Below are 25,634 nucleotides of genomic sequence, written 5' to 3'. Positions count from 1 at the left end.
CCGTCTCGCCGACAGGCCACGCTTCGGGCCCGCTCCCTCGCGCGTTCCGGCGCCGCTTCCGCCCACTCGGCGGACGGCCGGCTGCCACGCGCCCACCGCACCATGGAAGGCACCCGTGTCCCTGCTCACCGACCGGCCCGCACCTCATGACACCGCGCCACACTCCCCACCCGGAGGACGTGCGGCCACCCGGCGCGCCGGCCGATCCCGCCGAAAGCGCAAGCAACCGCTGGCCGGCCGCTATATCGGCTATGTCCTCTACTTCGTCGGCGCCGGCCTGATCAGCGGCGCCGTGGTGCACCATCCGCTCGACCCCGCCCGTTACACCGTGGTGGCCGTCATCGGCGTCCTCGTCTTCCTCGTCGCTACGCTCGTCAACGAGTTCCTGCTGGCCCAGGACCGGCCGCCGCTCGCCCGCGGGCTCATGGTGATCGGCGCCTCCCTGCTGCTGTCTTTCGGCATCGGCATGCTCAGCGGCGGCCTCCAGCACTTCGAGGACTTCCCGGCGCGCGCGGCGATCCTCGTCCCACTGGGGATCGTCGTCTCGTTCATCGCCTTCGTACTCAAGGACGCGGAGACCTCCTCCCGCCGCATCTTCAGCCCTCTCGGGCTGGCCGTCCTACTTCTCGCCGGCGGTTGCTACTTCGGTCTGAGCACCCTCGCTGCCGGTATGGCCGGTGAGACGGCCGAGGGCGGCGGACACAGCCACGGGGGCAGCGCACCGGAGACCGACGACCACGGTGCCGAGTCCGAACCGTCGGATCCTTCCACGACCACCGAACCGAGCGGGCCCGGCGAGGCGTCCACGAGCGCCGAGCCCGAAGATGCGGCCGATGGTCACGCTCACTGAACTCGGGGCCGGCTCCTGCCCGTCGGGCGGGAACCGCACCGCACTCGCATTCGTCTTCTAAGTCACTTAGAGCATTAGTCGGAGGGTCGCTATGAAGAACACGAGATCCCACAACCAGCGCCGCGCCGTACACATGGTCGCGCTCACCTCGGCCGCCGCACTCCTCGTCGCCGGATGCAGCTCGGCAGGGGCGACCGACTCCGGCACCGAAGGCGCCGGAAAGCCGGCGAAGGAGACCGCGAAGAGCGGCGGACCGTCCTCGATAGCCATCGACACCAAGACGTCCGGAAAGATCACGGTTAAAGCCGACGGAGGCGCGCTGACCTCCGTGGACGTGAGCGCCCCAGGCCCCGGAAAAGTCGAAGGGACGCTCTCCGAGGACAAGTCCGTCTGGACCTCGACCACCCCCCTGGCGCCCGGCGCCACCTACACGATCTCCGCCCGGGGCACCGGAGGTGACGGTGCACCCCTGAGCAAGTCGACGAGCTACACGACCCCGGCGGCCGCACAGACCTTCGTCGGCACGTACAACGCCGACAAGGGGTCCACCGTCGGCGTCGCCCTGCCGGTCTCGATCACGTTCAACAAGCCCATCCACGACAAGGCCGCCGTCGAGCGGAAGCTCAAGGTGACCTCGTCCCCGGCGATCGAGGGCGCCTGGAGCTGGATGAAGGACCGGGACGGAAAGGACCGGATCGACTACCGGCCGAAGGAGTACTGGAAGCCGGGCACCTCGGTCACGCTGCGCATGGACCTCGCCGGCGTGGACGCGGGCGGCGGTGTCTACGGCACCCAGCAGCGCGTCGTGAACTTCCGCATCGGCGACGCCGTGACCAGCACCGTCGACGTCGTGAAGAAGACCATGACGGTCTCCCGTAACGGGAAGGTCCTGCGGACCCTCAAGGTCTCCACCGGCAAGGAGACCTTCGAGACCTGGAACGGCACCATGGTCGTCCTGAGCAAGGTCCCCTCGATCCGGATGAACTCCGCCACCGTCGGCATCTTCGGGCCCGAGGCGTACGACCTCGGCGATGTGAAGTGGGACGTCCAGCTCACCCCGTCCGGTACGTACGCGCACGCCGCGCCATGGAACGAGGGCAAGTTCGGCCGCGTCAACGCCAGTCACGGATGCATCGGCATGAGCACGGCGGACGCCAAGTGGTTCTACGACCAGGTGCGCTTCGGCGACCCGGTCACCGTCGTGAACTCCAAGGACACGGTCGCGGTGAACAACGGCTACGGCGCCTGGAACGTCGACTGGGAGACCTGGAAGAAGGGGAGCGCCCTCTCCTGACTTCGCCCGTCCGGTAGTGACGAAGATCCTGCTGTTCTTCTAAGCAGTTTCGTAGATTACGATCGGTTCCGCCGTCGGCCGGTCCTCAGAGCAGGCTCCCCCGCAGTGGCGTGCTCACTCGGCCGACGGCATCCCTCTTCGAAGGAGTACGCCCATGGGCAGCTGGCCTCTGCGGAGATGGGCCGTCGCCATGGCGGTGGCCCTCCTCACGGCGATCGTGATCGGCGTGCCCACCGGTGTCGTCCCGTCGCCCTTGTACACGCGGATGACGCCGGTCCTCTGGTGGAACTACCCGGTGTGGATCACCAGCTCGGTTCTTGAGGGCTTGCTGGTGGCGACGTACATCCGCGTGGGCCCCCGCCCCGCCGACGAGCGGGCCCCGGAGAACCGGCCCGTGACGGCGCGGGCCCTGGGCGCCGGCCTGCTCTCGGCCTTCGCGGTGGGCTGCCCCATCTGCAACAAGCTCGTCGTGCTCGCCATCGGCGTGAGCGGCGCCCTGTCCTTCTGGGCCCCGCTCCAGCCCGTTCTGGCGCTCGCCTCGATGAGCCTTCTCCTGTACGCGCTGATCCGCCGGCTCCGCACCGCCGAGAACTGCCCCGTACCTGCCTGACGCTCGACGGTCCTTCCCGCGGTCGGCGGAAGATGGTCGCACCGGCATCCCGAGCCCGCCGACGGCAAGTGAAGGCGCCGTGAGCTGACTGCGAGCCCACCGTGGTCCACGCGTGGGCCCGCGAGAACGGCTACGGAGTGGCCGAACCAGGGTCAGTGGCTATGGGATCCATGTCCATCCTCCGTCGGCTCGGCCGGTGCCTTGGCCGGAGGCTCCTGCTCAACGGGAGCCTGGTCCGACTTTGCGGGGGTCCCGGTCGTGGAGCCGTGGTCGTGGCTATGACCGTCGGAGCTGATGGTGCCGGCGAGGGCGGTCATGCCCAGCCAGGCGAGGGCCGCTATGACGACGACGACGGCCGCGAACGGGCTCACGAGGTGCCGCCAGCGGCCCTTGGAGTCCTTGGCGACGAACGCGACGTACGACATGAGCAGGCCGAGGGGGGTCATCCAGGCGCTGCGCTCGGGGAACTGCTCGAAGTGCTGGATGCCGCCGCCGACCAGGCCGACACCGAAGGACAGCAGCAGGGAGAACGCGACGAGCGAGATTGCCTGGCTCAGCGCCGGACGCTCGTCTGCCAGCACGAACTCGTTGACGATGGTGCCGAGGAGGAACACGACGGCGCCGACGACGCAGATGATCGCGTACAGCGACGGATCGATCGGGTAGTGGACGACGGCGCCGGCGATGAGGGCGGCGCCCATGAAGTAGAGCATCTGGCCGCTGTAGCGAGCCGGGAGTGATTTCTTGTCGAAGGTCGGGCGGCGATGTCTCGTGGCGGGGGTCTGGTCGAGCTCGGGCTCGATAACGGTGGTCACGCGGATAGGGCCTTTCAGATCTTGGATATGTGAGAGCAGGCAGAAGCGGCGCCGACACCAATGGCACGGCGCATGCTGGTGCGACTCTCAGCAGCGCAGGATCGAAAGACGGTGCAAGCACGGCGGGTCGCCAGTGCGGCTGATCCAGGGACGCGCGCGGCTTGCCCATCGGCGGAGGACGCGATCGGAGTCCCCACGTCTGAGGAGGAACGTGAACAGGGTGGCGACGATGCACAGCAGCGCCAGGCAGCTCTCTCCGACTCCGCCGTGGTCACAGGGGATTCGCCGTCCGGGTTGTCCAATGTTTTGGTGGCATCGCCGAGGGCGACGTCAGAGTGAGCGTGCTGGCCCTTGTTCCCTGCGTCGATCAGCGATGACTCGACGGCGTGCCCGCTGTGGACCGGGTGATGTGAGGCCACGACGTGCATCGCGAATACGGCAAGGACCACCGCGAGGAGCGTTGCCCGCAGCAACGCTCCCGTGTGATGGTCGCGACGGACCTTGCCTGAGATCACGCTTCACGACCATAGAAGGGCTTGGTAGTGGGAAGGCCGACACGGGCGTCCCCATCTGGACTGGGAGGAAGATAGCACCAGGTGTGAATGCGTCTGCGCGGCGTCCCACGGCGTGGGCTCCACCGTGCTGGCCGGTCCCGTCCTACGAACGGGGGTGCGCCCACTTCCTGGTCGTCGCCATCGGGCGGAGAGCCCGAGCAATGGCCCGACCGAGCAGGCGACCGCCTCCCCGCCGCCCGCGACGAGTGCTGAAATTTCGCTTCTGTACGTGTTGCTCCTTCTTTCCAGGCTTTGTCGCTGAGATGCTGCCTGCCGATGGCGGGCAGGAGCGGTCCGCTCGCCGGGAAGGGGGATCACGTGGAAGCCGCGCGATGGGAGCCGGTCGCTTCTCTCCTCGTGGTCGCCCCGGCCGGCGTGTTCCTGCTGCACTGCCTCGGGGCCGTTGTCCGCACCGCCCGAGAACCGCTGCACGCCAGCCCGTTCAGCGGCGGCCTCGAACCCCAGGAGCATCCGGTATCGCGCTTCCATGTGCGCTGGTACCCCGTGACGATGATCTTCCTCGCGTTCGACATGGAAATGCTCTTCATGTACCCGTGGACGAAGGTCGTACCGGGGATCGGCACACCTGCGGTCGTCGAGATGTTCCTGTTCCTCGGCATCCTGCTCGCCGGCGTCGGCTACGCCTGGCGCGAGGGGGCCTTCCGGTGGACCTGAGGACAAGCATCAGCAGGACGGCCCTGGCCAGGCCGGCCGTTCTGATCGCGGCGAGTCGGGGCGCTACGCGCGAAAGACTGGCCGTCGAGGCGGAACTCGCGCGCAGGGGGTGGCCGCAGGCCGCCGGTCCCGCCTCCGCGGACCTGGTGGTCTTCGCGGGCACCCCGCTTCCCGTACGCAACGGTGACTGGGCGGAGCGGCTCTGGCAAGGCGTACCGAATCCGAGGGCGCGAGTCACTGTCACGGACGCCGATCGCACGGCGCACGCACTGGACCAGGCGCACGCCGCCCTCCTACAGCCGGTCTCCCGGCCCGCCCAGCACACGGCACAACCGGATCATCCGGAGGGCCACGCCTCGGCATCAGGGCACGACGCCGGGCACGGCGGCCATAACGGTCGCCATGGCCACGAGGAGCATGGTGGACACGAGCTGGGCCATCGTGATCATCACGCGGGCGGTGACCACGCCGGGCACGACCCGCATCAGGCAGCCGGCCATGCGGACCACGGCGGTGGCATGGATCACCCCCACATGTCCCACGGCTCTATGGCCCATGACCACATGGGACACGGCGACCACGGCCACCACATGGGCACGGTCGCCGGTCTTCCGATGGCCGAGAGGGCTGACGACCGGGATGGGCTGCGGCTCGACCGGCTGCATGTGCCGCTCGGGCCCGCGCTCCCGGACTGGCCGGCGGGACTGGTGCTGCATCTCGAACTCCAGGGCGACGTCGTGCAGCGCGCGGAGGTCGAAGCCGTGCCCGGGCCTTCCCCTTCCGGGCCCGCGTTCTGGAACGAGCCGTGGCTCAGGGCCATGGCCGGTGGCCCGGTGACGGTCGGCGAGGCCGCTCGGCGGCGATGTGCGGCACACCTCGACAGCCTCGGCAGACTCCTCGGTGTCGCCGGCTGGCGGGAGGCGGCGACCAGAGCACGCGTCGCCCGCGATCGCACGCTCGGCGGTGCCCCTCGAGCACAACTCCAGTCGCTCGTCCGCCCTTTGGCTCGGCGCGTGCGCAAGTCGTGGACACTGCGGTGGCTCACGGTGGGGGTCGGCGAACAGGTCGGGATGCAGCCAGGGGGTGACGTGCATGGGAGGCTGATCGCGTGGCTGGACGGGCTCGAGCAGGCCCTCGGCCACGTCGACGACCGCGGCCCGCTCTCCGCCCATCACCCGGTCGGCCCTCGGGGGCGCCTCGACTCCAAGACGCCCCCGTCCCAGGCCCTGCTCGACGCGCTGCCCGGGCTGCTTGAAGGCACCGAGTTCGCCTGCGCACGCCTCATCGTGGCGAGCTTGGACCCCGACCTCGACGAACTGGCCCCTCAGCACGTGCCGGGAGCCCGTGGTCATGGTTGAGTCCACTCCCCTCTGGGCCGCCTTCGTCCTCCCATTCGCGCTGGCATGGGCGGCCTGGGTCACGGCCACCGCCGACGCGATGTCGACCGGCGTGGGCCGCGAGGTCCTGCGGCTGTTGGTGAAGCAGCGGCGGATCACGCGGGCCGCCGACGTCCCTCTCGTACGGCTGGGGACGACGCTGCTCCCGGTCGCCGCCGTCCTTGCCGCCGTCGTCCTCCCCTTCGGCTTCCGGTCGGTGTCGGATCTGCCGGACGGGATCGTGTGGTTCAACGCCATGGAGGCGCTGGCGTGGGCGGCCGTGTGGCTGGCGGGCTGGGGGCCGAACTCGACCCTGTCGCTGGTCGGCGGTTACCGCTTCCTGGCGCAGGGGCTCGCGTACGAGCTGCCGCACATGCTGGCGATCACGACGGCGGCGCTCGGCGCGGAGTCCTTGCGGGTGGGCGCGGTGGTGGATGCCCAGGCCGGGCTCTGGTTCGCAGTGTGGATGCCGGCGGCGTTCGGGATCTACCTGCTCAGCGCGCTCGCCATGGCCTTCTGGGGACCGTTCGACCAGCCGGTTGGCGCGGACGCGGCGGGCGGCGCGGCGGCCGAGCTGTCCGGGGTGGACCGACTGCTGTTCCTCGGCGGGCGGTGGCTGCTGCTCGTGGTGGCCGCCGCCTTCTCCGTACCGCTGTTCCTGGGTGGCGGGCACGGTCCGCTGCTGCCGGGCTGGGCCTGGACCGTACTGAAAACCGGCGCCGTTCTGGGTTTCCTGCTCTGGCTGCGGCGCAGGATGCCGACCGTACGGATGGAGCGGTACGTCGAGCTGGCCTGGGTGGTCCTGACGCCGCTGGCGGTGGCGCAGGCGCTGGTGGTGGCCGTGGTGGTGCTCGGACGGTGAGGCAGCGATGACTACGGTGGCGTTCTGGGTGCTGGCGGTGCTCGCCGTGGCGAGCGGCGTCATGGTGTTCGTCTTCGACTCGATGGCGCGCGCGACTTTCTCCCTGCTCACCTCGCTGCTGTGCGTGGGCGGGGAGCTGATCGTGCTGGGCTTGGACTACCTCGGCATCGTGACCGTGCTGATGATGACGATCGAGATGGCCATCATGGCCGTCTTCATGATCATGTTCATGATGAACCCGGCCGGGCTCATGCCGATGACGATGATCCACAACAAGCGGGGAGCGGCCGTGATCTGCGCCGTGTCCTTCGTCTTGCTCGTCGTCGGCATCCTCCTCGCACCTTGGCCGCCACGGAGCGGACGGCCTCCCGACGATCCGACCATGGACCTGGGCCTGTCTCTGATGGGGCCGCAGATGCTCACCATGATGACGCTGGGAATGGCGCTGTTCGCGACCATCGTGGCGACCGTCGTGCTCTCCACCCGGCGCGGCCGGTACGACCGCTTCGGCGACGACCTCCGGGCCGCCCGCCCCGAAGACCCTGTACGGGGCGGGGTGGGCCGGTGAGCCTGGAGCTGTTCCTCGTCCTCGCCTCGGCCCTGTTCTGCGTCGGGCTGTTCGGGGCGCTGACGCAGCAGTCGGTCGTGATGCTGATGATGGGCCTGGAGCTGATGCTGGGCGGTGTGATCCTCGCCGCCGGCGCGGCCTGGCACTACATCGCGCCCGCCACGGCCGACGGTCAGGTCCTGATCGTGGTCGCCATCACCGCCATGGCGGTGGAGATGGCGATCGGCTTCGCCGTCGTCACGGCCCTGTTCCGCTCCCGTGAGATCGACATGACCGACATGGCGGCGGAGTTGAGGGAATGAGCGCTCTGCTGTGGACGCTGATCGCCCTGCCGCTGGGCGCCGGTGCGCTGCTGGCTCTGGCCGGGCGGCCCGCGGACCGGGCCGCCCCGCTGCTCGCGGTCGGTGTCTCGGCGGCGTCCCTGGGACTCGCGATCACGGCGTCTCTCCGGCACCCGGCCGTCGAGGCGCCCCTGATGGAGGGCCTCCCCTTCCGGATCGCGGTGGACGGCCTGTCCGGTGTCCTCGTGGTCACCGTCGCCGCCGTCACCCTCGCCGTACTCCTCTTCAGCATGGCGGAGTTCGGCGCCGACGAGGCGCGGGCCCGCTTCTTCGGGCTGATGCTCCTCTTCGCGGGGAGCATGCTCGTCACCGTCACCGCCACCACCCTCCCGACTCTCCTCATGGGCTGGGAGGTTATGGGCGCGACCTCCTGGGCCCTGATCGGGTACTGGTGGCGCGAGCCGGAACGTACCGCCGCGGCCGACACCGCCTTCCTGACGACCCGCACCGCCGATCTGGGTCTGTATCTCGCGGCCGGCGCCGCCCTCGCGGCAGGTCCCGGTCCGCTCACCCTCGACGGGCTCGCGTCTCTCGACGAACCCTGGTTGTCCTTCCTGACGGCGGGCATTCTCGTCGCAGCGTTCGGAAAGTCCGCGCAATTCCCCTTCAGCTTCTGGCTGTCGCGGGCCATGCAGGGTCCGAGCCCCGTGTCGGCGCTTCTGCACTCCGCGGCGATGGTGGTCGCCGGCGCCTACCTGCTGCTGCGGGCCGGACCGCTCCTCGACGCCTCCGGGTGGGGCGCGGACGCGGCGGCGTGGGTGGGCGCGGCGACCGCTGTCGCCCTCGGGGTCGTCGCCGTCGCACAGACCGACCTGAAGCAGCTGCTCGCCGCCTCCACCTGCGCGCAGATCGGGTTCATGGTGCTGGCCGCCGGTGTGGGAGCGACCACAGGAGGTGCGCTGCAGCTGACGGCCCACGCCGCCGCGAAGAGCCTGCTCTTCCTGGTGGCCGGAGCCTGGCTGACGGCATGGGGCACGCAGCGGCTCCCCGAGCTGCGCGGGGCCGCCCAGGCGTACCGAACCGTCGGCGTGCTCTGCACCGTGGGTGCCCTCTCGCTCGCCGGACTGCCCCCACTCTCGCTCTGGGCCGCGAAGGACGTCCTGCTCGCCGGGGCCCTTGAGGACAGTCCGTGGCTGTACGCCACCGGGCTCGCGGCAGCGGTTCTCTCCGCCGTTTACAGCGTGAAGCTCCTCCGCTTCGTATGGGACCGCCCCGAGCGGCAGATCTCTGACGGGCCACCGATCCCCCTCGGAGCCGTCGCACCGCTCACGCTTCTAGCGCTCGCCTGCCTCGCGCTGACGCCCGCGGCGTTTCCGCCCCTCGGAGACACCCTCAGCAAATACCTCGGCACCCAAGGCCAACCAACACCGCTGGTCTGGGAGTTCGCACTCTCCGGCGCGCTCGCGCTCGCCGCCTCCGCCATCGCCTGGGGATGGGGCACCCGCCGCGTCCCGCTGCCCGGCCGGCTGAAGGCGGGAAGCGAGAACTGGCTCGGTCTCGAACGGTCCGCACACGTCCTCCTCGTCTCCCCCACCATGCGGATCGCCCGTGCCGCCGCCGCATTCGACGACCAGGTCCTGGACCGCTCAGTGGAGGCTTCGGCCCGGGGCACTCTGAAGCTCGCCCGATGGACCAACCGGCTGGTGGAGGGGGCCGTCGACGGCGCGGTCGAGGGCGTCGCGACCGCGTCCCGGCGGCTCGGCACCTGGGCCCGCCGCCCGCAGACCGGCCAGCTGCACCAGTACCTCGCCCAGGCCGTCGCCGCCTTCTCCGTCATCGCCGTCGTGCTCGTCCTCGTGAGGTAGCCCGTTGCTCACCGCCCTCGTCTTCGCCCCGACCGCGGTCGCCCTGCTACTCCTCGCGCTCCCGTCCCGTATCCCCGTACGGGCGCTGCGCGCCGTCTGGGTGGCGACGGCCGCCGCCGAGCTGGCTCTGGTAGTCGCCCTGTGGACCGGTTACCGGACCGGGGGCGGCATCCAGTACGAGCTGCGGGCCCGCTGGATCCCCGACGCAGGCGTCAGTTACCACATCGGCGTCGACGGCCTGTCCCTGCCTCTGCTCGCCCTCACTTGCGTCCTGTTCCTCGCCTGCGCGCTGTACTCGCTGCGCGAGAGCCGCCGCTTCCGGGAGTTCGCCGCGCTCTTCCTCTTCCTCCAGACCACGTGCCTGGGGCTGTTCGTCTCTCTCGACCTGATCCTGTTCTTCGTCTTCTTCGACCTGTCGATCGTGGCGATGTTCTTCATCATCGCGGGGTGGGGCCACCGCGACGCGAAGCGGGCGGCGCTGAAGTTCTTCCTCTACACGTTCATCGGCTCGCTGGCCCTGCTCCTCGGCTTCATCGGCCTCTACCTGGCCGCCACCCCGCACACCTTCGACATCGTCGATCTGACCCGGCAAAACCCTCTCGTCGGCCGCTCCGCGTACGCCGCCCTCGTCCTGCTCGCCGTGGTGGTCGGGCTCGCCGTGAAGACGCCGACGGTCCCGTTCCACACCTGGCTGCCGCCGGCCCATACCGAAGCGCCGGCGGCTGGCTCCGCGATCCTCGCCGGGGTGCTCCTGAAGATGGGAACGTACGGGTTCCTGCGCATCGCCATGCCCCTGCTGCCGGACGCCTGGCGCCGGTACGCGATCGTGCTCGTCGTCATCGGTGTCGTGTCCGTCCTCCACGGCGCCCTGGTGGCGCTCGCCCAGACCGACTTCAAGCGGATGGTGGCGTACACCTCCGTCAACCACATGGGCTACATCATCCTGGCTGTCGGCGCCGCCGCAGCGACCGCCGACACTTCCGCCCAGGCGCGCTCTCTCGCGATCACGGGCTCGGTCACCCAGATGGTCAGCCACGGCCTGATCACCGGTGCGCTGTTCCTCCTCGCGGGTGTGATGTACGAGCGGGGACGGACGTACGACATGAGCGCGTACGGAGGTCTCGCCGCCACCGCCCCCGTCTTCGCGGCCCTCACCGGCGCGGCGGCCTTCGCGTCGCTCGGGCTGCCCGGCTTCTCCGGCTTCATCGCGGAGTTCCAGATCTTCACCGGCTCCCTCGGGCCGAGGCCGCTCGCCACCGCCCTGTCCGTGCTCGGCATCCTACTCACCGCAGGGCTGTTCCTGCGCGCGCTGCGGCAAATCCTCATGGGGCCGCTGCGACTGCCGGACGCACCCGGTACGCCACGCGTGTTCCCGGACCTACGAGCCCACGAGTACGCGGGCATCGTCCCGCTCCTCGTCCTCGCCGTGATCCTCGGCGTCGCGCCGCACTTCCTCCTCGACGTCATCGAACCGGCCTCCCGCACGGTCCTGGAGCAGCTCGCACGATGAACGTCATGAGCGAGATGAACGAGAACCCGCTCGACATCCTCCCCGAGGTGCTGCTCGCCGCCTCGGCCGTGCTCGGACTGCTCCTCGGCGCCTGGCTGCCGCGCCGCAGGCAGTGGCCCGTGGGGCTTCTCGCGACGGTGGCCGCAGGCGCGGGGATCGTGGCGGCGGCCGTCGCCGCGGCACGCCCCGACGTGACCGCGTTCGGCGAGGCTTTCACCGTCGACCCGGTCACCAGCACGTCCCGGATTGTCGTCCTGGCGGCCGTCCTGCTCGTCCTCGCCGTCTTCACGAGGCCGTTCCACGCCCACGCGCGTGAGAGCGAGACGTACGTCCTCCTTCAGCTGTCCGCCCTCGGCGCGCTCGTCATGGCCGGCACCCAGGACCTGCTGCTGCTCGCCGCCGGATACCTCCTGGCGAGCATCCCCGCGTACACGCTCGCCGGCTTCCGCAAGGACGGCCCGGGCACCGAGGCCGCCCTCAAGTACTACGTGATCGGCGCGCTGCTCGGCGTACTGATGCTGGCCGGCATCACCGTCCTCTACGCCGCCGGGCGGGCGACCGGCTATCCCTCGCTCGGGCCCACGCTGTCCGGGGCCCCCGAGGGGCTCGTCGCGGCCGGGGCCGTCGGGCTCCTCTCCGGGGTGCTGTTCAAGGCCGGTGCCGCCCCCGCCCACTTCTGGGTGCCGGACGCCGTCCAGGGCAGTACGGCGCCGGTCGCCGCCTTCCTGACCACGATCCCGAAGATCGGCGCCCTGGCCGCCCTGCTGCGGCTGGGCGAGGCGGTCCTCGCCGACAGCGGGATGCCGTGGGCCGAGCTTGTCGGGGTGATCGCGGCCGCGTCGATGACCTTGGGCAACCTCGCCGCCTTCTTCCAGGACGACGTCAAACGGCTCCTCGCATACTCGTCCATCAGCCAGGTCGGCTACCTGCTGCTGCCTGTCGCTGTCACCGGCCGGTCGGACCTCGCCCAGCCGGCCCTGCTGTACTACCTGGCCGCGTACGCCGTCACGAACCTGGGCGCGTTCGCCGTGGTCTGCGCCCTCCCCCGGGCCACCCGGCTCGCCGACTACCGCGGCCTCGCTCGACGGGCCCCACTCCTCGCCGCGAGCCTCGTCATCTGCCTCCTCGGCCTCGTCGGCACACCGCCGACCGCCGTGTTCGTCGGCAAGCTGGAGGCATTCAGCGCCGCCATCGACGGCGGCTACACCTGGCTCGTGATCCTGGCCGCCATCAACACCGTCGCCTCCCTCTTCTACTACCTGCGCTGGATCGGCCCCGCGGTCTCGCGGGGTGACGGTGCCGCTCTCACCGACGGGGACCGATCGGCGCGAGGGGTCGCCTACGCGGCCGCCCTGACCTCCGTGGGACTCGGACTCGCTGCTGGCCCCGTACTCCCCGCCCTGGGCAGTTCCCTCGCCACCTAGCGGCCGCGGCGCGGGACAATGGAGGGAGCAACTTCCCGCTGCGTACCGCAGGGGTGATGACCGTGGTGGTTGCCGTTCTGGCCATAGTTGCGGGGGCGCTCATCGCGGCCGCCGTCTGGTACGACATCCTGCGGCTAAGCGATACGAAAGAGCGACGCTGTCCTCCCCTGGCGCGCCTGCGGGGGCGGGATGCCGCTCTGGCGGCCGCCGAACGATGGTGCACCGGCCTCCTTGTGCACGGCCGCATCGACGGCGACGAGTACCGACGGCGGATGAGGACGATCGCACTCGGCCACCGGGTGAGTGGCCGGTTAGAGGCGAACGCAATTTCGAGCGCGCATACCCCCTAGGGGTACCGGGAATCCGGAGTTCATGGACAAGACGAACTGGCACCTCAAAGGCGAGTGGTTCGACGTGTGCAGCTGCTCCATGCCCTGCCCCTGCACTTTCGCCCAGGCCCCCACGAACGGCGCTTGCCTGTTCACGCTGGTGTGGCACATCCACGAAGGGCACTACGGCAACGAACGGCTGGACGGCCTCGGCGTCGTCGCGCTGGGAGAGTTCGCCGGCAACATGTGGGCCGACGACACCGACGCCACCATGACGGTCATGTTCTACATCGACGCGAAGGGCACGCCGGCGCAACGGGACGCCATGGAAGAGATCTTCCGTGGGAACGTCGGCGGATGGCCCGGCAAGTTCGGTTCCCTGATCAGCGACGTACGTGAAGTCCGGTACGCGCCGATCGACTTCGAAGCCGCGCAAGATCTCCAGTACTGGCGCGCGACCGTCTCGGACAAGGTGAGCGTGGGCGCCACCGCCCTGACCGGCCCCACCGCGGACCCCAACCGCCGCGTGCAACTGATCAACGCTCCCGGGGCCGAGGTGGGGCCCGGCCAGGTCGCGACGTGGGGCGTCGTGAACGCGGACCACGCCGAAGGGTTCGCCTTCTCCCGCACGTACCGCGGAGGATCGAGCAAGCACTTCCCGTTCGACTGGCGCCCCAGCACGTGACAGCCGACGGCGCGGCCCCCTGAGCGAACGCTCCCCCGGCAACGGGGGCCGCCGAGGCGACTCCGCCGCGCCTACGATGGGAACGGAGGAAGACCGCGGCCGCGGGAGGTGCGCCGCTCATGGGATATCCCGGTTCGAACGGAAAATCCGCCGCCCGCCGTGCACGGGCGGAAGAGCTGCGAAGAGCGGAGCGCGCCCGGGAGCACCGCAGGCGTGTCACCACGTTCGCCGTCTCGGCCGCGATTCTGGCGGCTGCGGTCGGCGGTGTCGGCTACCTCGTCACCAGCGACGACTCGGGAGGGAAGCCCGGCCGCGCCGATCGTCGGCGAGCGGAGCTGGCCCGACCTCGGCCGCAACCACGTCACCGGTGACGTCACCTACCCGATGGCGCCGCCCGCCGGCGGCGATCACGATCCCGTCTGGCAGAACTGCGACGGCGATGTGTACGCGAAGCCGATACGGGACGAGAACGCGGTGCACTCGCTGGAGCACGGCGCCGTATGGGTGACGTATACGAACAAGGCCACAGCAGCCGATGTCAAGACGCTGAGCGAGCGCGTGACCAAGACGCCGTACACGCTAATGAGCCCGCGCGCTGAGCAGTCGGCGCCGATCGTCCTCACGGCCTGGGGGCAGCAGGTGGGGGTGAGCAGCGCTTCCGACTCCCGCGTGGACGCCTTCCTCGACCGGTATGTCCAGGGGCCGCAGGCTCCGGAACCGGGTGCCACGTGCAGTGGCGGGGTCACATCCTGACCATGCCGTAGCGGCGATCCACTGCCCGCAGGGGTGGTCAGTGCTACTACGATGCCGCTCGTGACCACTGCCGCGCCCTCCCGCCTCAGGCTGCTGCCTGCGTTGCTGGTGGCGTGTGTCGTCACGCTGTGCCTCACCGGGATGGCGCGTCCGGCCATGGCCATGCCGGGCATGATCGGTTCTATGCCGTCCATGGGCATGGACATGAACCAGATGATGATTGGGATGCACGCGGCCGAGAACGGCACGGCTCCGGCCGTCTCTGATCCGCACGACTTCCAGCAGTCCTGCCCGATGTCGAGTGTCAGTGACTGCGCCCAGCCGTCCGTTCCGCCGGTCGGCGGCGACCGGAGCGGTTGCGCGCACGCCGAAGACTCGCCTACTCCTGCGTTCGCACAGCCAGAGCCGCCCCTCTCCGGTGTCCCGCCGCCCCTCGCTCCTCCCTCGCCTCCTGAACTGACCCGCCTCTGCGTCAGCCGGACCTGACGGCGGCCCGTCCGCGGAAGACCCCTTCCTCGGACGCGCCCGCCCTCACGTCCATCTCGGCACGCGCTCGTACCCGTGCGCTCGTGCCGCCCTTGCCGTTCAGGAGACTCGACGTATGCCGTCGTCCCTCACCCTGCTCGTCACCGGTCTCACGACCGGTCTGCTCGCCGGTGGTGCCTCGTGCGCCGCCGTTCAAGGGGGTCTGCTCGCCGGTGCGGTCACCCGCCGCGCTTCCGCCGACGCGCCGCCGGCCCGCGTGCCCACCCTGGCCGGAGCACGCCGCTCGACCACGAACGCGGCACCGCCCGCTCCCCCGGAGCCCAAGGCGCTCACCCCCGTCGGCGCCTTCCTCGTCGGCAAGCTGGTCTCGCATACTCTCCTCGGAGCATTGCTGGGCGTCTTCGGTGACGCCCTCGAGCCCAGCCCCCGGGCGCGGGCCGTGATGCTCGTCGCCGCCGGCCTGCTCATGGTGCTGTTCGCGCTCGACCTGTTCGGGGTCAAGGCTGTGGCCCGGTTCGTGCCCCGGGCACCCGCCTCCTTCGGCCGGCTGTTCCGGCGGAGCGCCAAGACCGAGTCCCTGGCCACGCCCGCCCTCATCGGCCTGGCCACGGTCCTGGTCCCCTGCGGGGTCACGCTGTCCGTCGAGCTGATCGCCGTGACGTCCGTCTCGCCGGTGGCCGGCGCCGCCGTCATGGCCGGGTTCGTGATCGGTACGGCTCCTCTGTTCGCCGTCCTCGGCTATCTCTTCCGCCGCTCCACCCGGGCGCTCTCCGGGCAGCTCGCCTCGCTCACAGGCATCGTCGTCCTCGCGGTCGCCGTCTGGACGGTCGCCTCCGGGCTTCGGGCCGGCGGCTGGGTCGCCCTCGACAGCAGCACGAAGAACACGTCGGCCGCCGCCGTTCCGGTCTTCTCCCCCGAGCCCGGCTCCGGGGAGAGCGCGGACAGGGGTGACGAGGCCCAGGAGCCCGCACCGAACGATGCGCCGGTACGCGTCGATGCCTCCGGACGGCAAGTGATCACCCTGACCGTCACGGACTTCTACACCCCGACCCAGTTCACGGCGAAGGCCGGCCTACCAACCACGCTCATCCTCCGGGGCAAGGACTCCGGCGGCTGCGCACGCGCCTTCACCATTCCCGAGCTCGGCGTCCAGGAGATCGTCGAACGGAACGGCGACACCGAGATCGACCTCGGCACGCGCGACGCCGGGAAGCTCATGTTCTCGTGCGCCATGGGCATGCAGACCGGTTCCATCGACTTCGAGAAGGCGTGATCTTGCGACTGTTCGGCAGCAAGAAGAAGCAGGAAGCGGCCAGCTCGGGCCCTCAGGTGATCCTCGAAGTCGAGGGCATGCACTGCACGAGCTGCGGTCTGCTGATCGACGACGAGCTGGAGGAGATTCCGGGCGTCAGCTCGGCGCGGACCGACGTACGAACCGGACGCAGCACCGTCCGGTTCGAGGAGGGCGCGGTCGTGGACACGGACGCGCTGCTGGCCGCCGTGCGCCGGGCCGGTGAGTACGAGGCCCGCCCAGTCGGCTCAGCATGAGCTGGAGGCGGCCCGACCCGAGTTCCCGGGCCGGGCCGTCGCCCTACTTCAGGTAGCCGAGGACCGTCATCATCCCGGACTCGGCGTGGTAGACGTTGTGGCAGTGGATCATCCACAGACCAGGGTTGTCGGCGTCGAAGTCGACGTCGAGCGTCTTGCCCGGCAGCACGATCGAGGTGTCCTTGCGCGCGCCGCCGTCGGCGAGCGCGTAGGTGTGGCCGTGCAGGTGCATGGGGTGCCACATTGTCGTGTCGTTCACGAAGGACAGCCGGACGCGCTCACCCTTGCGGACCGGGTAGCGCTGGGCGGGGTCGTACTTCTTGCCGTTGATGGCCCAGTCGTACTTCGCCATCGAGCCGGTGAGCTTGAACTCGATCGTCCGGTCCGGGCGGCCGGACTCGAGCCGTACGGACTCGGCCGCCTTCAGCTGTCCGCCGTGCACGACCTTGCCGTTGAGCTCCTTGGGACGTACGGAAGCGGTGGGCACCGCTCCGCCGCCCGTGCGCAGGACGGCCAGGGCCGTGCGGTTCTTGCCCTCGGCGAGCGCGGTCAGCGGGAAAGTTCCGTTCCCCACGGTGACAAGGGCGTCGAGGCGTTCGCCCATGCCGAGGAGCAGCGCGTCGGCCTGTGTCTGCTCGACAGGGAAGCCGTCGGTGTGCGTGACGGTGAAGTTGTGGCCGCCGAGGGCGATCCGGAAGGCGGTGTCGCCGCCCGCGTTGATGATCCGGAGCCGGATCCGGTCGCCGGGCTTGGCCGTGAAGGTCTGCGGCTTGTCCGGCGTACGGCCGTTGATCAGGTAGTGCGGGTACCCGACATCGCCGGCGTCGCCGCCCAGCAGGTCGCTCGTGGCGCCCATCAGCATCCGGGAGGGACCCGACGGCTTCGGGGACGGGGACTTCTGAGCGGTCATCGACCTGCTCGACATGCCGTGGCCCTCGTGACCGTTCGCGCCGCCGGAGCCGCCGGAGCTTCCGTGGTCCATGCCGCCCATGCCCTTGCTCAGCTCGGCGAGCACGGCGTCCGGCGTGGAGCCGTCAACGCCGTCGACCCAGTCGTCGAGGACGATCACCCACTCCTTGTCGTACTTCAGCGGCTCCCTGGGGTCCTCGACGATCAGCGGCGCGTACAGGCCGCGGTCCTGCTGGACGCCGGAGTGCGGGTGGAACCAGTACGTGCCCGGGTGGGAGACGGCGAAGCGGTAGTCGAAGGAGGCGCCCGGCTTGATGTCGCGCTGGGTGAGGCCGGGAACGCCGTCCATGTCGTTGCGCAGGGCGAGCCCGTGCCAGTGAACGCTCGTCGCCTCGGGAAGGTTGTTGGCTAGGGTGAGCGCGACGGTGTCGCCAGCGGTGACCCTGACCTCCTTGCCGGGGAGGTCGTCCCCGTAGGCCCAGGAGCGGACCGTCCGTCCGCCGCCGAGGTCGAGCGGGGTCTCGACCGCGGTCAGCTTGAACCTGCGCTCGGGGCCGGGCTTGCGCAGCGCTTCCGTCGCGCCGATCTCCTTGCTGTCGGGGGTGAGGTAGTCGGCGCTCGGCAACATGCCGTTGCCGCCTGAGGAGTGGTCCATGCCGCTCATCGAGCCTGAGCAAGCGGTCAGCAGACCGGTTCCTGCTGCGGCGAGGCCGGCGCCGAGGATGGTGCGGCGGGTGAATCGGGACATGACTGTGGAACCTCTTGGCATTGTCGTTGCATGACAGGGCGGCATTCCGCTCAGGATGTGGAGCGGGCGGTCTGCCTATATGCGCAACAACGAGAGGCGTGTCAGGACGGACCTGGGATGGGCCGACGGCGGTATCCCGCGGAGGGCGTGAGCGAGCCGTACGGCCGGCAGCAGCGCCTCGGCCCCGCGATACCCGCGTGCGAGGGCGCGACGGACCACCAGGAGGAGGCCGATTCCGGCGCCGAGCACCGCCACACAGACGGCCGCGACTCCGGCACCGTGGGCGGGATCCGGATGCGACGCGCGGACCGCGTCGGCCGCCACATGCTCCACCGCCGCGGCGGCGTGCATGGCTGTCGTCAGATGATTCCCGGACGGGAGCGTCGGGGCCGCATGGTCGCCGGGGTGGCCGAGGACGTGCATCAGCACGATGCCCACGAGCAACGCAACGGCGAGCACGAACCGGCCCCACCCTGTCGCTGCCCTGGAGCGCCCTGCCTCTGCCACCTCAGTCTCCGTTCTCCGCCCGGAACGACGAACACCGAACTCCTCGCACATCATACGGGGAGGGGGTATCGGAACTGCTCGGAGGGACGGCTGCCGGCTTGGCTCATCGCTCAACCGTGAGCGCCCGTCGCACCGCCGGCTCCTTCGGGCCAAGGAATGTGGGGTCCGGCTGGAAGGCCGCGTCGAGGCTCGCCTTGCCCGCCGCCATAATCTCCCGTACGCCGCTGTAGTACCAGGTCGCGTTGCGTACGCCGGGGACCCCGACGCCGTAGGAATCGACGCCCGCCGCCTCGCACAGGGCGACCGCTCGCCGAATGTGGAAGCCCTGGCTGATGAGGACCGCTCGGTCGACACCGAAGATCTTCTTGGCGCGCACGCACGAGTCCCAGGTGTCGAAGCCGGCGAAGTCGCTGACGATGCGCGCGTGGGGCACACCACGCTTGGTCAAATACATACTCATCGCGTGCGGTTCGTCGTAGTCGTGGCGGCTGTTGTCGCCGGTCACCAGAATCACCTGGACACGTCCCTGCCTGTAGAGGTCGGCCGCTGTGTCCAGACGGTGCACCAGATAGGAGCCGGGTTCCCCGCCCCGCAGGCCCGCGCCGAACACCACCGCCACATCGGTGCGCGGCACACTTTCGACAGTCCGCAGCCGGTCGTCCGACACCGTGAAGATCCACGTCGCCGGCAGAAGCGCCAGCACACAGAGCATCATCACCGCTTGAGCGGTCCGCCGACGCCCGGCACGGGTGCGCGGCAACCAAGCCCGGCGCAGGCTTCGCGGCTTCCGGTCGGTGCGGTACGGAGCACGTGTGACGCTGGGCAGGTGCATGGCGAAAGTCTTCCTGGATCGTCGGCCGCGGCGTCCGGCGATCGTCCTCCGCCGGCTCCCCGTCCCTCGGCCGTGTGGTGCGCGGCGGGTCCGCCGTCTCAACGACTCCCACCGCCTTGATCAACGACGACGCCACCTCGTGCGATCCGGTATCACCTTCAGTGTGATCAGCCTCACCAACCGACGGCTACGCACGCTGCTCCGCTCGTGCCACGGCCCGTGCCACGGCTCGGCGACACCCACCGGCCGCGAGGGATATCGGCAAGAGCTGGGTGCGGACGGCACACGGGGGTGCCCCGGAAGCGCGTCAGCTTCCGGGGCACCGCCGTGGGGCCCGAGCAAGCTCAGCCCAGAGAGGCGATCAGGTCGTTGCACGCCTGCTCGCAGCGGCGGCAGGCTTCGGCGCAGACGCGGCAGTGTTCGTGCATGTCGGCGTGACGCCCGCACTCGTCGCCGCACGCCTTGCACGCGGTGGCGCAGGCGGTGAGGATCGCGCGGGTGATGTTGGCGTCGTAGCCGGTGTGACGGGACAACACCGCCGCGGTGGCGGTGCAGATGTCGGCGCAATCGGCGTTGGTTCGCATGCACTTGGTCAGCTCGGCAACCATCTCCTCCGACATGCAGGCGTCCGCGCACGCGGTACACGCCTGTGCGCAGGCGATGCATTCCTCGATGCAGCGGGCGAGCTTCTCGCGATCGACGCCCCCCAGGTCCGCGGGATAGGTGTCGAGCATGTCGTTGACGGCTGTGGTCATGGTTCAGCCCTCCGATACTTTTGGGTTGCTTCTAGCGGGCAGCTGCCCGGCTTTGTACGCGTAACACCGGACGGGGTGCGGGAAACCGTCTGCGGCTCGCGTCCGCCGCCTGGTCCGGTCGGTACGGCCGTTCTGCCGTGTCATCGGTTCGCCGGCCCAGCGGGAGCGGCGTCGAGGTAGAGGCGGTCGCGGTAGCCACCGGCTTGCTGGTACGGCCCCGTGCAGGTGACCAGCACGAGCCGGTGAGGGCCGGTGGTGGAGATGTACTCGGCAGGCAGTGCGGCACCGCGGCGCACGATCACCGCCGTGACGCGGTAGCTCACAGGGCCGGCCGACGTCGAAACGGTGATCTGGTCACCTGGCTTCGACCGCGTCAAGGGCGCGAAGACAGCGGGCCCCTGGCGTGAGTCGAGATGTCCGGCGATGACGGTGCTGCCCTGAGAACTGCCGGGCTCGGCGGTGTCCCTCCACCATCCGGCCGTCGTGCTGTCGCTCGGCACGTCCAGGCCCCCGTCGTCGGCCACGCCAATAGGCACCACCGCCGTGTCCAGGCCCACGCCGGGCAGAGCGAGGCGGACCGGCGTCCGGCCTCCCTGGGGCACGGTGGGGGCACCAGTCCTCTGATGCGGCACCGCCGTGAGCGATGCCGCATCAGAGTTCACAGCGACGGGTCCCGGGGCGCTGGCAGCCGCGAACGCGACGATCCAGAGCGCCAGCGTGGCCAGCGCCCCCAGGTCCTGCCCGACGCAGCGCCCAGTCACTGACGACGCAGGCGACGCCCCACGGCGGCGGTGCCCAGCGCTGCGGCCACGCCGGCCGCAGCCAGCCATCCTGCCGCGCCGGTGCTGTTGGAGGGGGCGGCCAGGCCGCCCTGGCCGGTGTGTACGGTGATCGGCTTACCAGCGATGACTGCCTCGAACCTGCCGATCTCCTCGGCCTGGGTCTTGTACATCTTGTCGCACATCGCGCGCAGCTCGCCGTGGTCGGCGTGCTTGCGGCACTTGTCCGCGTCGGACAGGAACTCGCGGTGGTGCTCGGCGAAGTCTCGGGAGAGTTCCATGTCGAAGGCTCGGCCCGACAGACCGGAGAGTTTGTCGAGCATCGGCTTCGTGCTCGGGGGCACACTCGGTGTCTCGTCGGTGTGGTACCACGACTTGAGCCACGAGCGCATCGTGGCGATCTCCTCCGACTGCGCCTCCTTGATCTTTCCGCACAGGCCCTTGAGGTCGGCCCGCGTCGCCTTGTCGACGCAGAGTTCGGCCATGCGCACACCGCCGAAGTGGTGATCGACGGTCATGGTGAGGAACTCTTCTTCGTTGAACTCGGTGCTCTCGTTCGCGAGCGCGGCGGGCGCTGACACGGCTGCGAGGCTCGCGGCCATGAGTGCGGTCGCGCACACGCGGCTGGCGGCTATCCGGCGGTTCATGGGTGACTCCGATCGGTCGGTCAATGGGACGGTGCCGAAAGCCAAATTCCTGCCAACCCGCCGGTAACCGACGCAGACGCCAGCACTTCACCCATATGCCCTGCGTGTCCCACTCGCCCGGCGCCCCCACCCCACCACGCCGTCCAGCGGCCAGGCACCAGACCAGGCACCGAATCTCAGGCCGGCCGGCGTGTCCTCCCCGCCGCCTCCCTCCATGCGTCGGCGGCTTGGTCGATCACCAGACCTCGCGTCCGAGGCCGGAGCCGCGTGAGGACGGCAGTACCGCTCTCCGCGGCCGCTCAGTGAGAGCCGTGACGAGGGTGGTGACCGTTGCCGTGTCCCGCGCCGTCCCAGGTCGCCGACGTACCGTCCCCGACGGGGCGGTTTGAGGGCCGCAGCCCGGCCAGAGTTACTTCGACGAGTCGCCGGACCGCCGCCTTCGACGAGAGGCCCGCCGCCGCGCCGAGGGCGTGGAGGCAGTACGCGGCGAGCTCATCGGCGGCAACGTCAGCGCGCAGCGCACTGCTGGCGGCACCCTCGGCGACCAGATCCCGGACAAGCACCAGGAGCCGCTCGTGCGCCTGAGTGATGGCCGGGCCCTGATGCAGCAGGGCGGACACGTCGGTTCCGTGATGGCCGTGGCGGTCGTACGAGATGAGCGCGTACGTCTCCAGCACGGCGTGGAGCCGCCGACCGGGGTCCGCAATGCGGTCCCGTACTGCTTCGAGCTGTTCGAGGTGGTAGGCGACCTGGCGCTCGTGCCAGGCGGCGAGGATCGACTCGACGTCCGGGAAGTACTTGTAGAGCGTCGCCCGCCCGATGCCGGTCTCCTGAGCAATCCGCGACATGGTCACCGACATCAGGCCGTGCTCGGCGACCAGCGCGGCGGTCGCGTCGAGCGTCGCGTCCCGCACGGCGCTGCGGTGTTCCTCAATCGTCTCGTTCCACAGCTTCGGCATTCCCACAATGTACGGGACGACGCGAGCGTGACACTATGACTTGACAGAGACAGACTGTATCGAAAAAGTCGGCGCAGCATCCGCCGTCCCCATACCGCATCGGAGTCTTCTTATGCCCGAGCAGGCCCCTCCCCCGCACGCTCCCCGGCCTCGCTGGGTGACCGCGCTCCTGATCGGTGCGGCGATCCTCATCATGGCTTTCCTCGCCCTCCACCTGGCAGGCGGCGGCATGCGAGGCCACGGCTGATGGCGATGGCACCGCGCGTGCGCAAGCTCGCCCTCACCGCTCATGTGACCGCCTCCGTGGGCTGGTTCGGCGCAGTCGCGGTCTTCCTCGCCCTCGCCGTCACCGGAGTGACCGCGCAGGACGCGCTGACGGTGCGGTCGGTGTACGTCACGATGGGCGTGACCGGATGGTACGTCATCGTGCCGTTCTGCTTCGCCTCGCTGGCGACCGGCGTCGTCTCCTCACTCGGAACGACGTGGGGCCTCCTGCGCTACTACTGGGTGACCGTGAAGCTCGCGATCACCGTCCTCGCGACCGGCGCCCTGCTCTTCCACATGCCGCCCATCAGCCACATCGCCCGCGTGGCGGCAGCGCCGAACTGGACGGCCGACACCCTCGCCGGCTTGCGGACCCAGCTCGTCGTCCAGTCTGCCGCGGCCCTGGTCGTGCTCCTGTTGGCGATTGTCCTGTCGATGTACAAGCCGCAGGGCCGGACCCGCTATGGGCAGCGCAAGCAGCAGCGTTCCGGACCTGATCAGAGGTTCAGTGTGAGCGTCGGGCTCCGGGCACGGGAGACGCACGGATAGATCACGTCACGGCGGTCACGGTCGACCACCGGGAGCACACTGTCCCGGTGGTCCGGGACCCTCTCCAGGACCCGCCACTCGCAGCTGCCGCAGATCCCTTCCCCACAGGAGTAGTCGATGTCGGGGACGGCGGTGCGGAGGACATCGAGAAGGTTGCGATCGCCGGGGACGGGCAACGCCGATCAGAGCGCCTGAGTTTCACCTCGAAAGCCCTTCCACCTTCGGAGGGCGCGGCGTGCAGGGAGCGCTCGAAACGTTCCGCGTGCAGGTGCGGACGCCGGTCGGGACCACCGGTGGCGACAGCCGACTCCACAGCCCTGAGCAGGGGGTCGGGGCCACAGGCGTAGACCGCCGTACGGGTCGACGCGTCCTTGATCACCCCGGCGATGTCGGGCAGACCGTCGGTGTCCTGCGGAACGAGGCGTACGCGGTCGCCGCCGAGGGCCTGGAGCGCGTCGGCGAAGGGCATGGCGGAGCGGGAGCGGGAGTTCAAGAGCGGAGTGCCATGAAGATCGGTGAAGTGGCTGACCTCACAGGGACCAGCACCAAGACCATCTGTTTCTACGAGGATTCCGGCCTGGTCCCGTCGGCATGTCCCTCCAGGACGACAGATCCTCACCGTGCGCGACAGCGGCGAGAGCCCCTGCGCCCATGTCGGACGCGTGCTGACCGACCACCTCGACCACGTACGCGCCCAGATCGCCGAGCTCGTCACGCTCGAAGCGCACCTGGAGAAGCTTCTGAACCACGCCGCCCAGGACAGGCCCACCGAGCACGACAACGCGGCAGCCTGCTGGATCCTCGAGGCGGACTTTGCGGAGGGCGCGGCAACCGGCTGATCCGCCCCGTCAGGCCACACCGTGGGTGGGCGCACCCTGGGCGCCCGCTGCGGTGACCGCCCGCCGCGACCGCCACATCGAGACGATGGTGAGCGTTGTCAGGGCGAGCATGACGCCGACCGAGATCACGAACGCCGGCGATGTGGGCGACGAAGCCGAGGCGCCGGCGACGACGTAGGCGGCAGTCCCCGGCAGCACGCCCAGGGCCGTGGCGGCAACGAAGGAGCGCAGCCGTACGCCGGAGAAGGCGGCGGCGAAGTTGACCGCTGGGAAGGGAACGCCGGGCACCACCCGCAGCAGGAACACGCTGCGGAAACCCTGCTGGGTGAGCCTCCGGTCCAGCGCGACCAGGACCTTCCCCTTCAGGAGCGGCTGAAGCGCCTCGCGCCCGAGGCCGCGTCCCAGCCCGAAGGCCAGGACCGCGCCGAGCGTCGTCCCCGCCACGGCCAGCAGCAGACCCTCAGGGGCTCCGAAGAGGACCCCGGCAGCGACGTTGAGCACGGGCTTGGGGAAGAAGGCCAGGGTGCCGATCGCGAACACGAGCACGAAGGCGAGCCCCGCCCAGACAGGCGGGATGTCAGAGGCGAGTCCCTGTGTGAGCACGCGCTGCGGGCTCCACAGGAAAAGGGAACCGGCCGCCGCCGCCAGGATCGCAACGAGCAGACCCAGCCGGACGGACGGTGTCATACGCACAAGCCGAGTGTACGTGGACGGGTCTGACCGACCGAGCCGATGAAGGGGCGTCAAGATCACCAGGCCACCGCACAACCGGGCCCCTCCCTCGTCGCGCATCGGGGCGCGATGAGCGTCCGAAACGGGCGGCGCGGAGCGAAGAAGAACCACAGGCAGTCGCTCAGCGTGCTCTTGAAGCACCTCAGATGGGATAACGTCCCGTGCCACCACGGCCCACGCAATGGCGCCTCCTGGGGAGAATCTGGGGAGTATCGAAGGCTCTGGGGAGCGCGTGGGGAGAATCGACCGCACAACGCAGCACGATCCTGAAAGACGCTGAAAGATTCATCTGCGCAGGTCAAAAACGGTTTCAGCCGCATCGATGCAGGTCAGCGCCACCACGTAGACAACTTCATGACGTACGTGCCGAGATCGTCGGCCTCGACGATCCCGGGGAGCGAGCCGCCCTCACGCAAAGGCGTGACATAGCGGGTCGCTACAACCTCTTCCAACACTTTCCCAGGCCACCCATCTCTTCGACCTTGCAATCCACGGAAGGCTTCTCTGGAGCTTAGAGGCCGGGAACACGGGTCAACAGCGCTGGGGAGAATCTGGGGAGTTTCGGCTAGCAAGCTGATCCCCCGCGCTCCCCAAGCAGACCGTCGATGGTGCCGCGTCCCTTGCTGCCG

28 protein-coding genes and 2 pseudogenes are annotated in these 25,634 nt (G+C 69.8%); 19 read left to right on the top strand and 11 right to left on the bottom strand.

Annotated elements, in window-relative coordinates:
• Positions 1-115 precede the first annotated feature (115 nt).
• The 3 genes from ABZ135_RS28210 (at position 116) to ABZ135_RS28200 (ending at position 2,754) form a co-directional block, all read left to right on the top strand.
• On the top strand, positions 116-850 hold the full coding sequence (locus ABZ135_RS28210; RefSeq protein ID WP_356699388.1) for a hypothetical protein: 735 nt from the start codon (positions 116-118) through the stop codon (positions 848-850).
• Positions 851-941: 91 nt separating this feature from the next.
• The gene (locus ABZ135_RS28205; RefSeq protein WP_356699386.1) at positions 942-2,144 is read left to right on the top strand and encodes an Ig-like domain-containing protein; all 1,203 of its coding nucleotides are present in this window, start codon (positions 942-944) and stop codon (positions 2,142-2,144) included.
• A gap of 154 nt (positions 2,145-2,298) precedes the next feature.
• Positions 2,299-2,754: a hypothetical protein gene (locus ABZ135_RS28200; RefSeq protein WP_356699384.1), complete on the top strand. Its 456-nt coding sequence runs from the start codon at positions 2,299-2,301 to the stop codon at positions 2,752-2,754.
• A gap of 152 nt (positions 2,755-2,906) precedes the next feature.
• Here the strand turns inward: ABZ135_RS28200 and ABZ135_RS28195 are convergent, their stop codons facing one another.
• Positions 2,907-3,569, bottom strand: a complete 663-nt coding sequence (locus ABZ135_RS28195; protein WP_356699382.1) for a hypothetical protein — start codon at positions 3,567-3,569, stop codon at positions 2,907-2,909.
• 929 nt (positions 3,570-4,498) lie between these two features.
• On the opposite strand from ABZ135_RS28195, the gene ABZ135_RS28190 reads away from it, so the two are divergent.
• A complete protein-coding gene (locus tag ABZ135_RS28190; RefSeq protein ID WP_356699496.1) occupies positions 4,499-4,798 on the top strand; it encodes an NADH-quinone oxidoreductase subunit A in 300 nt (99 codons plus the stop codon).
• Between the two features lie 362 nt (positions 4,799-5,160).
• Here ABZ135_RS28190 and ABZ135_RS28185 read toward each other — a convergent pair whose 3' ends face one another.
• The gene (locus ABZ135_RS28185; protein WP_356699381.1) at positions 5,161-5,325 is read right to left on the bottom strand and encodes a hypothetical protein; all 165 of its coding nucleotides are present in this window, start codon (positions 5,323-5,325) and stop codon (positions 5,161-5,163) included.
• A gap of 6 nt (positions 5,326-5,331) precedes the next feature.
• Here ABZ135_RS28185 and ABZ135_RS28180 point away from each other — a divergent pair, with 6 nt between their 5' ends.
• The 12 genes and pseudogenes from ABZ135_RS28180 (at position 5,332) to ABZ135_RS28125 (ending at position 16,485) form a co-directional block, all read left to right on the top strand.
• Positions 5,332-6,156 carry a hypothetical protein gene (locus tag ABZ135_RS28180; RefSeq protein WP_356699379.1) on the top strand — a complete coding sequence of 275 codons (825 nt, stop codon included), beginning with the start codon at positions 5,332-5,334 and terminating at the stop codon, positions 6,154-6,156.
• The gene (locus ABZ135_RS28175; RefSeq protein WP_356699377.1) at positions 6,149-7,036 is read left to right on the top strand and encodes an NADH-quinone oxidoreductase subunit H; all 888 of its coding nucleotides are present in this window, start codon (positions 6,149-6,151) and stop codon (positions 7,034-7,036) included. The genes ABZ135_RS28180 and ABZ135_RS28175 overlap by 8 nt, the downstream gene beginning before the upstream one ends.
• A 7-nt stretch (positions 7,037-7,043) precedes the next feature.
• Positions 7,044-7,604, top strand: coding sequence for an NADH-quinone oxidoreductase subunit J (locus ABZ135_RS28170; RefSeq protein WP_356699375.1), 561 nt, complete (start codon positions 7,044-7,046; stop codon positions 7,602-7,604).
• Positions 7,601-7,906 (top strand): NADH-quinone oxidoreductase subunit K, encoded by a 306-nt coding sequence (locus ABZ135_RS28165; RefSeq protein WP_356699373.1) that lies wholly within the window; start codon positions 7,601-7,603, stop codon positions 7,904-7,906. Before ABZ135_RS28170 ends, ABZ135_RS28165 begins: the two co-directional genes overlap by 4 nt.
• Complete coding sequence (locus ABZ135_RS28160; RefSeq protein ID WP_356699371.1) at positions 7,903-9,750, top strand: proton-conducting transporter membrane subunit; 1,848 nt, start codon at positions 7,903-7,905, stop codon at positions 9,748-9,750. Before ABZ135_RS28165 ends, ABZ135_RS28160 begins: the two co-directional genes overlap by 4 nt.
• 4 nt (positions 9,751-9,754) lie before the next feature.
• On the top strand, positions 9,755-11,260 hold the full coding sequence (locus ABZ135_RS28155) for an NADH-quinone oxidoreductase subunit M (protein ID WP_356699369.1): 1,506 nt from the start codon (positions 9,755-9,757) through the stop codon (positions 11,258-11,260).
• Between the two features lie 5 nt (positions 11,261-11,265).
• Positions 11,266-12,684, top strand: coding sequence for an NADH-quinone oxidoreductase subunit N (locus ABZ135_RS28150; RefSeq protein WP_356699367.1), 1,419 nt, complete (start codon positions 11,266-11,268; stop codon positions 12,682-12,684).
• 372 nt (positions 12,685-13,056) lie between these two features.
• Positions 13,057-13,698 carry a DUF1326 domain-containing protein gene (locus tag ABZ135_RS28145; RefSeq protein WP_356699365.1) on the top strand — a complete coding sequence of 214 codons (642 nt, stop codon included), beginning with the start codon at positions 13,057-13,059 and terminating at the stop codon, positions 13,696-13,698.
• Between the two features lie 119 nt (positions 13,699-13,817).
• Positions 13,818-14,451 (top strand): annotated as a pseudogene (locus tag ABZ135_RS28140) (DUF3105 domain-containing protein).
• Between the two features lie 60 nt (positions 14,452-14,511).
• Positions 14,512-14,937, top strand: a complete 426-nt coding sequence (locus ABZ135_RS28135) for a hypothetical protein (protein WP_356699363.1) — start codon at positions 14,512-14,514, stop codon at positions 14,935-14,937.
• A 115-nt stretch (positions 14,938-15,052) separates the two neighbouring features.
• Positions 15,053-16,210 (top strand): sulfite exporter TauE/SafE family protein, encoded by a 1,158-nt coding sequence (locus ABZ135_RS28130; RefSeq protein WP_356699361.1) that lies wholly within the window; start codon positions 15,053-15,055, stop codon positions 16,208-16,210.
• Complete coding sequence (locus tag ABZ135_RS28125; RefSeq protein WP_356699359.1) at positions 16,207-16,485, top strand: heavy metal-associated domain-containing protein; 279 nt, start codon at positions 16,207-16,209, stop codon at positions 16,483-16,485. Before ABZ135_RS28130 ends, ABZ135_RS28125 begins: the two co-directional genes overlap by 4 nt.
• A gap of 43 nt (positions 16,486-16,528) precedes the next feature.
• Here the strand turns inward: ABZ135_RS28125 and ABZ135_RS28120 are convergent, their stop codons facing one another.
• From ABZ135_RS28120 to ABZ135_RS28090, 7 genes are all read right to left on the bottom strand, one after another.
• On the bottom strand, positions 16,529-18,142 hold the full coding sequence (locus ABZ135_RS28120; RefSeq protein ID WP_356699357.1) for a multicopper oxidase family protein: 1,614 nt from the start codon (positions 18,140-18,142) through the stop codon (positions 16,529-16,531).
• A gap of 75 nt (positions 18,143-18,217) precedes the next feature.
• On the bottom strand, positions 18,218-18,601 hold the full coding sequence (locus ABZ135_RS28115) for a hypothetical protein (RefSeq protein ID WP_356699355.1): 384 nt from the start codon (positions 18,599-18,601) through the stop codon (positions 18,218-18,220).
• 151 nt (positions 18,602-18,752) lie between these two features.
• Complete coding sequence (locus ABZ135_RS28110) at positions 18,753-19,481, bottom strand: ElyC/SanA/YdcF family protein (protein ID WP_356699353.1); 729 nt, start codon at positions 19,479-19,481, stop codon at positions 18,753-18,755.
• A 344-nt stretch (positions 19,482-19,825) separates the two neighbouring features.
• Positions 19,826-20,236: a four-helix bundle copper-binding protein gene (locus ABZ135_RS28105; RefSeq protein WP_356699351.1), complete on the bottom strand. Its 411-nt coding sequence runs from the start codon at positions 20,234-20,236 to the stop codon at positions 19,826-19,828.
• Positions 20,237-20,376: 140 nt separating this feature from the next.
• Complete coding sequence (locus ABZ135_RS28100; protein WP_356699349.1) at positions 20,377-21,066, bottom strand: class F sortase; 690 nt, start codon at positions 21,064-21,066, stop codon at positions 20,377-20,379.
• Positions 20,994-21,662, bottom strand: a complete 669-nt coding sequence (locus ABZ135_RS28095; protein ID WP_356699347.1) for a DUF305 domain-containing protein — start codon at positions 21,660-21,662, stop codon at positions 20,994-20,996. Before ABZ135_RS28095 ends, ABZ135_RS28100 begins: the two co-directional genes overlap by 73 nt.
• A 299-nt stretch (positions 21,663-21,961) precedes the next feature.
• Positions 21,962-22,621 (bottom strand): TetR/AcrR family transcriptional regulator, encoded by a 660-nt coding sequence (locus tag ABZ135_RS28090; protein WP_356699346.1) that lies wholly within the window; start codon positions 22,619-22,621, stop codon positions 21,962-21,964.
• Positions 22,622-22,867: 246 nt separating this feature from the next.
• On the opposite strand from ABZ135_RS28090, the gene ABZ135_RS28085 reads away from it, so the two are divergent.
• A complete protein-coding gene (locus ABZ135_RS28085; protein ID WP_356699344.1) occupies positions 22,868-23,434 on the top strand; it encodes a hypothetical protein in 567 nt (188 codons plus the stop codon).
• Here ABZ135_RS28085 and ABZ135_RS28080 read toward each other — a convergent pair.
• Positions 23,383-23,610 carry a 2Fe-2S iron-sulfur cluster binding domain-containing protein gene (locus ABZ135_RS28080; protein ID WP_356699343.1) on the bottom strand — a complete coding sequence of 76 codons (228 nt, stop codon included), beginning with the start codon at positions 23,608-23,610 and terminating at the stop codon, positions 23,383-23,385. The genes ABZ135_RS28085 and ABZ135_RS28080 overlap by 52 nt on opposite strands.
• Before the next feature lie 329 nt (positions 23,611-23,939).
• Between ABZ135_RS28080 and ABZ135_RS28075 the strand changes: the two are divergent.
• Both ABZ135_RS28075 and ABZ135_RS28070 read left to right on the top strand, forming a co-directional pair.
• Positions 23,940-23,987 (top strand): annotated as a pseudogene (locus ABZ135_RS28075) (hypothetical protein); the annotation flags it as partial.
• Positions 23,988-24,054: 67 nt separating this feature from the next.
• Positions 24,055-24,273, top strand: coding sequence for a MerR family DNA-binding protein (locus tag ABZ135_RS28070; RefSeq protein ID WP_356699341.1), 219 nt, complete (start codon positions 24,055-24,057; stop codon positions 24,271-24,273).
• A gap of 9 nt (positions 24,274-24,282) precedes the next feature.
• Here the strand turns inward: ABZ135_RS28070 and ABZ135_RS28065 are convergent, their stop codons facing one another.
• Positions 24,283-24,960 carry a TVP38/TMEM64 family protein gene (locus ABZ135_RS28065; RefSeq protein WP_356699494.1) on the bottom strand — a complete coding sequence of 226 codons (678 nt, stop codon included), beginning with the start codon at positions 24,958-24,960 and terminating at the stop codon, positions 24,283-24,285.
• Between the last annotated feature and the right edge of the window lie 674 nt (positions 24,961-25,634).

This window comes from Streptomyces sp. NPDC006339, assembly GCF_040612775.1.
Lineage (GTDB): Bacteria > Actinomycetota > Actinomycetes > Streptomycetales > Streptomycetaceae > Streptomyces.
Note: the sequence above shows the minus strand (reverse complement) of the source record. Positions and strands in the feature narration are given on the sequence as shown.

Bases quoted from the DNA above. Each gene is read 5' to 3' on its own strand.
- ABZ135_RS28205 (WP_356699386.1), top strand. From the start codon at position 942: ATGAAGAACACGAGATCCCACAACCAGCGCCGCGCCGTACACATGGTC.
- ABZ135_RS28200 (WP_356699384.1), top strand. From the start codon at position 2,299: ATGGGCAGCTGGCCTCTGCGGAGATGGGCCGTCGCCATGGCGGTGGCC.
- ABZ135_RS28180 (WP_356699379.1), top strand. From the start codon at position 5,332: ATGTCCCACGGCTCTATGGCCCATGACCACATGGGACACGGCGACCAC.
- ABZ135_RS28175 (WP_356699377.1), top strand. From the start codon at position 6,149: ATGGTTGAGTCCACTCCCCTCTGGGCCGCCTTCGTCCTCCCATTCGCG.
- ABZ135_RS28170 (WP_356699375.1), top strand. From the start codon at position 7,044: ATGACTACGGTGGCGTTCTGGGTGCTGGCGGTGCTCGCCGTGGCGAGC.
- ABZ135_RS28160 (WP_356699371.1), top strand. From the start codon at position 7,903: ATGAGCGCTCTGCTGTGGACGCTGATCGCCCTGCCGCTGGGCGCCGGT.
- ABZ135_RS28150 (WP_356699367.1), top strand. From the start codon at position 11,266: ATGAGCGAGATGAACGAGAACCCGCTCGACATCCTCCCCGAGGTGCTG.
- ABZ135_RS28145 (WP_356699365.1), top strand. From the start codon at position 13,057: ATGGACAAGACGAACTGGCACCTCAAAGGCGAGTGGTTCGACGTGTGC.
- ABZ135_RS28130 (WP_356699361.1), top strand. From the start codon at position 15,053: ATGCCGTCGTCCCTCACCCTGCTCGTCACCGGTCTCACGACCGGTCTG.
- ABZ135_RS28120 (WP_356699357.1), bottom strand. From the start codon at position 18,142: ATGTCCCGATTCACCCGCCGCACCATCCTCGGCGCCGGCCTCGCCGCA.
- ABZ135_RS28110 (WP_356699353.1), bottom strand. From the start codon at position 19,481: ATGCACCTGCCCAGCGTCACACGTGCTCCGTACCGCACCGACCGGAAG.
- ABZ135_RS28105 (WP_356699351.1), bottom strand. From the start codon at position 20,236: ATGACCACAGCCGTCAACGACATGCTCGACACCTATCCCGCGGACCTG.
- ABZ135_RS28100 (WP_356699349.1), bottom strand. From the start codon at position 21,066: ATGGCTGGCTGCGGCCGGCGTGGCCGCAGCGCTGGGCACCGCCGCCGT.
- ABZ135_RS28095 (WP_356699347.1), bottom strand. From the start codon at position 21,662: ATGAACCGCCGGATAGCCGCCAGCCGCGTGTGCGCGACCGCACTCATG.
- ABZ135_RS28090 (WP_356699346.1), bottom strand. From the start codon at position 22,621: ATGCCGAAGCTGTGGAACGAGACGATTGAGGAACACCGCAGCGCCGTG.
- ABZ135_RS28085 (WP_356699344.1), top strand. From the start codon at position 22,868: ATGGCGATGGCACCGCGCGTGCGCAAGCTCGCCCTCACCGCTCATGTG.
- ABZ135_RS28065 (WP_356699494.1), bottom strand. From the start codon at position 24,960: ATGACACCGTCCGTCCGGCTGGGTCTGCTCGTTGCGATCCTGGCGGCG.